The following is a 5,457-nucleotide window of genomic DNA, read 5'->3' as shown; positions in this document are numbered from 1 at the left end:
TAGGGCCTCGTCGCCGCCGACGCCAACGGTCCCTCGCCCGGTTGACCCCTGTCGAGTTCGAGACCATCATGACCCCACCGGCCAGTCAGGCCGCGTGACTACACCTGTCACCTATCGGTGCAGCAGACCCGCCTCTCCCGTGCGAGTCGCCCGGCTGGGCGTGTTGTTCGATGTGCTGGTCGCAGGGTTATGCGGCCCAGCGGCGATGGCTGCAACGATCCAGTCTTAACTCTTCCTGAAGGTCAAGTCGTTGGCGCAGCAGCCAGCCGGCGATGCCGCCGGCTGGCTGCTGACGATGGGTGCACAGGCTCGTGCGGACTACGCCGGCCTCGTTGCGCCGTGCCGACGTGGGACGACCGATGCGGTTGCTTCGGCGGCGGCGTGTGAGAGTTCGGGGAGGACGTCGCCGTAGAACTTGGCGGTGAAGTGTGGGCTGGAGTGGCGGAGTCGGTTGGAGATGACTTTCATCTGGACGCCGGCGGCGAGGCCCATGGTGGCGGCGCCGTGGCGGAGGTCGTGGAGTCGGATGGGTGGTAGTCCGGCTTGGGTGGCGAGGTGGTGGAAGTGGTCCGTGACGTCGGCGGGGTGGAGCCGGCCGCCGGTGGGCGTGGTGAACACCAAGCCGGTTCTGGTCCAGGTGGTGCCGGCGGCGAGGCGTTCGCGGTGGTGGCGGGCCCGGTGGGCGCGGAGAACGGCGACGGTTTCGGTGTCGAGTGCGATGGTGGCTTCGCTGTCGGTGGTCTTCGGGGTGTCGATGGCGGTGGCCCAGCCTTGTTGGACGAGTTGCCAGCGCACAGTGAGCGTGGCGGCGTCGAGGTCGAGGTCGTCCCAGTGCAGGCCGCAGGCTTCGCCTCGGCGGAGGCCGGTGAAGACGATGAGGTGGTAGAGGGCGTAGAGCCGGTCGCCTGCGTCGTGGGTGTGGTCGAGGAACCGGCCGGTGTGTTCGGGGGTCCAGATCATGACCGGGCTCGGGGTGGTGCCGGTGTCGCGCCAGGTGCGGACGCGTTGGTCGGTCCACACGGTGGGCTTGGGTGCCCGGGCGCGGGGTAGCTCGACCAGGAGGGCGGGGTTGAGGTCGAGGTAGCGGTGGCGGCGCATCGCGTCGTTGAGGGCCTTGCGCAGGGTGGCGTGGATGACGTGCATCGTCCTCGGGCCGACGACCCGCTGGTTCTTGACCTGGTCGCGTTTGCTTTGGTCTCGGCTGGCGCGCAGGGTGGCGATGGTGGTGTTGCGCTCGGCGATGGCCTCGTACATGGCGTCGATGTGACCCGGGCGGAGCCGGTCGATACGCAGGTGCCCGAGGTGCGGGATCAGATAGAGGCGGATGTGTCCCTCGTAGGAGCGCAGGGTGCCTTTCTTGATGTTCTTGCGTCCGGCGAGCCAGTCGGTGAGGTATACGGCCATGGTGGGGAGTTCGGTGGGGGTGATGTCCAGGTGCAGGGTCCGGCGGACCTGGTCGGGGGTGGGGACGGGTGCGCCGGTCTTGACGGCGGTCTCGATGAGGTCCCCGGTCTTGACCATGACGTGCTGGTCGCTGGCGTCGGGGACGGCCAGCGCTGCGCGGATACGGTCCAGGACCACGTCGGCGTCGGCCTGGGTCGCGTAGGGGCCGTGGCGCAGTGGGCGGCGGGTGCCGTCGGCTCGGGCGGGGATTTCGATCTGCCAGTGCCACTGCCCGTGATTACGGGACCAACCGCCGCCAGGCCGGCGCAGCTGGGGACAGGAACGTCCGAGGCGGCGGCCGGTGGTGGTGTCGCGGCAGCCGCAGCGTTTGAAGATGGTGCCTTTCACTGGTCGTCTCCTGGGTGCTCGACGTGGTGCCGCCAGCGGTGGTGGTGTAGTCCGCTGGTGGCGGGGTCGTTGCATCCACGCTCGACACCCCGACCGGATCAAGTCGCCGGCCACCGTCGGGATCCGGGGCGGGGTTGTCGAGGAGGAGGAGTCGCAGGAGGCCGGCGACCGGGACGATGATGCGGCTGCCGGCCCGGATCAGCGGGGCGGGGAAGGTGTCGGTGGCGGCGAGGCGGTATGCCTGGGACCGGCTGATACCGAGGACCGCCGCGGCGGTGGGCAGGGTGGTGGCGGCACCGAGCGCGCGGATCCGCTCAGCGGTCCACGGCACCCCGGTAGACAGGTGGTGTGGGCTGGTCGGCCGGGTGCTACGGGTGGGAGTGGTGTCGGCGTTCATGGTGTCGGATCTCCTGACTGCGGTGCGGGCGGTTGAGGGATAGGCGAGCTGGTGGTCGTGGCGGTGGAGAGTTCCGGTGTTGCCGGTGGCGTGCTGCCGTCGGCCGGATCAGGTGGCTGCCCGGCTGGGGTTGAGGGCGTCGGATGTCGTTCGGCTTTGAGGATCTTCAGCAACTGGGAAGCTCGCTTGTTCGATACGGTGTGCCCGGCAGCGCGCAGCGCTGCGGCCAGGGCGGTCCGGGTCAACGGCTGCCCCTGCGCGGCGAGACGCTCCTGAGCGCGCCGCGCGGCGGGAAGTAGCTCTTCGGCTTCGGTGGGGTGGGGGGACGGTCCGCGCCGTGATGACCGGCCTCGGCGGACCGGTCCGCCGGAACGGGGACGGGGACCGTCCGGTCCGTTGTCGGGGTGGCGGGCGGTGGTGTCGGGGACGGTCCACGCGGGGATAGACGGGTCTGCGGATGGTGGGGTGGACGGGGCGTCGCGGTCCCCGCCGGACCGGGCGGGGTCGATGGGGGTGGACTGGTCCGCCGACGGACCGATGGGTGCGGCGGTTCCGGAGTGGGTGGGAGTGGGTGTGGTGTCGGTGTAGCCGAGGGCGATCTTGACCATGACCAGGAACCCGAGCGCCGGCACAGCCGCGGCGATCCAGCCGATCGGGGACGGCTCCGCCTCCACGACCTGCGCGGCAAGGGACAACGTCACCGCGCACGCCAGCACCGCCGCCGGGAACACCGTCGACACCCCGGCCCGTTTGCGGCGGCGGAGTTCCAGGCCGGAGGCGATGGACATCAACTCCAGCACGATCGCGTCCGCCCACGCCAACCAGCCCGGCTGACCATGAGCGGCAGCCACGTTATGAACGTGGGTGAAGCTGGCCGCACCAGCCGCCCCACCAATCGCGAGCATGATCACGACTTGAAGGACGCCCTCGGCCCGGTTACGTGCCGGACCCGTGTCCGGGTCACCTGGTGGTGTCGTGGCGGACCACCTTCCCGGACCGGACCACACGCACACCCGGTCCACCCACATCTCGCGCGGACCGGACGAGCGGACGTGCGGTCCCGACATGCCGGTCCGGGACCATGAGCGGACCGGCCCAGACGCGGACCGCGGACCGACCGCACGGAGGTCGGGACGGTACCTCGGCCCCGTCACCGTCAGGGCTGTCCGGGGCTGTCACCCGCCTGTCAGCCACCCCCGCTAGGACGCTGACAGACCAGTGACAGAACCGCCGAAGCTCGGTCTCGCACGCCGACCGTGTGTGGACGGCGTCCGGCAATCTGTCGTCGATCACGCGGTCTCCGAAGTCAGGTCGCGGTCGTCGATGACCCACGCCGCCAGGTCGGCGAGCGTGGATCGTTGTCCGTCCCCGCCGGCCATGGCCCACACCGCCTCGGCGGGGCACAGGCCCGCCGTGGCGGCGTGGTCGCGGGCACCGGTAGCGACCAGCACCAACGGCGGCGTCTGCGCCAACATCTGGCGCAGGTTCCGCTCCCGGGCGGCCGAGTGCAGCCAGAACAGCACCGGCCACACCCGCCCCATCGCGGCGAACCACTCCCGGTAACCGACCAGCTTGCGGACCAGCACCGACAGCGGCTCACCACCGGTGTCGTACTCCACGAAGAACGGCACCACCGTGCTACCCGAAGCCCACAGGCCATAGCCATCGGGGCGTACCCGAGGCTGATAGGCGCGCACCAGAGCCGGATCCCCCGGACTGGTGAACACCCCCGACCGCTGGCATCCCGCTTCCGACAACCACTCCCCCAGCCGGGCATCAGGATGGGTCCGGGCGTAACCCGCGAGAGCGGTGAAGAAACCGTTCACCCCGAGCCGATGCTCCAGCGTGCGGCTCGACGTCCAGCGCCGCCGCTCCACCCGAGCATGATCACGCCGAGGCGGACGCTCATCACGACCCGCGGCCACGACCTCCGCGCCGAGCTGGTCGATGACGTAGTGATACGGGTACGAGCCACCATCAGCGCGCTGCGGCCGAAACCGCCCCACCAACCGCAACCGATACAACGTCCGCAACCGACGCTGGCAGAAGTCCAGGGATGGGAACAGGGCGTGCGCGATCTGGAACGAGGTCAACACCCCGTGGTCGTACAACCAGCCCAGCAGCACACGGTCACGGCCGGTGAGCTGGGACTGGACCCGAAGGACCGGATCATCCACCGGCCATCACCTCCTTCCTTGTGCGGAATACCCAGCCCCAGGGGGAGAGACCCGAGACCAGGCAGGGTCTGTCGCAGGACAAGCCGACCGCGTCGACAGCCAGCCTGACCTGCGGTGTAAGACGGAACAGGGGGTCCGTCCCGGCGTCCGGTTGAAGACCGACCTCAACCCGGACGCCAACCAGGACCCCGCAACGGGCACTGAAACGAAATCTGTCACCGCCACCGGTACCAAACCGGGGGCGCGGAACGACGAGATGAACGACGAACACAACTACTCCTTGATCAATAGGATGAGAAAAGACGACGACAGTCACGACCTCGCAGGGGTACCGCAGCCACAGGCGAGTGCGGTGGGCCACCGAAAGCGCACTGTGGAGTTGTCAACGGACACACCGACCGGCGCACCGGCCGACCCGTGAAGGCAGATCAGGGCAGCAACGACCGACACGAGCACCAGATTGGCGGTCGCGGCAGCAGGAACAGCGGTAGCCGTAGCAGCGGAGCAGGGCGGCAAGCGGCCACGCCGGCACAGGCTCATCTCGGCCTGGGGCAGATGCTCTGGGAGCCGCAGCATCACCACGGCCCGATAGAGCTTCGGCTCAACCAGCCGGAGAAAGATCCTTCATCGCGAACCCCCTGTCACCCAGAACCATCGACGGCCCGCCCACCCCAGCCCCGAACGACCGGCAGCGCTCCCAAAGGAACGTCACCAAACCGGCCGATCAACCCGGCGGGCAGACCGCCACGCGGTCACGTACGTTCCAGTACGCCTCCGCCAGCAACACCCTGTCAACCAGCATCACCAGCAACCGATCACGACATTCCCCAGACCCAGCCGGACGCAATGGCACCCGCCAACCCGCACTGGCACCCAGTAGCACGGAATCCCGGCCGAAACAGGCGCAAAAATCTTGACCAGCCGGATCAGATATCTCACATTACGAGACGATGCTCTCGCCGACAGACCGGTCAGAGTCACGTCGCCGCTTCCCAGCCGCCGAATCCGCATGCCGACCTCGGTGCTCCTCGCCGTCCTCGCCGGGACCAGCCACAGCAAGGGCGGACCGGCGGACGAGGCCCGCCCCGACAG

4 protein-coding genes are annotated in these 5,457 nt (G+C 69.2%); all 4 read right to left on the bottom strand.

Features of this window, described 5'->3' with window-relative positions; all coding sequences use genetic code 11:
- Nucleotides 1-318: 318 nt before the first annotated feature.
- Entirely contained in the window at nucleotides 319-1,791 is a 1,473-nt protein-coding gene (locus D2L64_RS26865) for a tyrosine-type recombinase/integrase (protein ID WP_119579988.1), read from the bottom strand.
- Nucleotides 1,682-2,188: a hypothetical protein gene (locus D2L64_RS26860; protein WP_407663195.1), complete on the bottom strand. Its 507-nt coding sequence runs from the start codon at nucleotides 2,186-2,188 to the stop codon at nucleotides 1,682-1,684. Before D2L64_RS26860 ends, D2L64_RS26865 begins: the two co-directional genes overlap by 110 nt.
- Nucleotides 2,185-3,093, bottom strand: a complete 909-nt coding sequence (locus D2L64_RS26855; RefSeq protein ID WP_119579989.1) for a DUF2637 domain-containing protein — start codon at nucleotides 3,091-3,093, stop codon at nucleotides 2,185-2,187. The genes D2L64_RS26860 and D2L64_RS26855 overlap by 4 nt, the downstream gene beginning before the upstream one ends.
- Nucleotides 3,094-3,477: 384 nt before the next feature.
- Nucleotides 3,478-4,365 (bottom strand): replication-relaxation family protein, encoded by an 888-nt coding sequence (locus D2L64_RS26850; RefSeq protein WP_119579987.1) that lies wholly within the window; start codon nucleotides 4,363-4,365, stop codon nucleotides 3,478-3,480.
- Nucleotides 4,366-5,457: the final 1,092 nt, after the last annotated feature.

The organism is Micromonospora radicis, from assembly GCF_003583405.1.
Taxonomy (GTDB): domain Bacteria; phylum Actinomycetota; class Actinomycetes; order Mycobacteriales; family Micromonosporaceae; genus Micromonospora; species Micromonospora radicis.
This window is presented reverse-complemented; position numbering and strand designations above follow the sequence as displayed.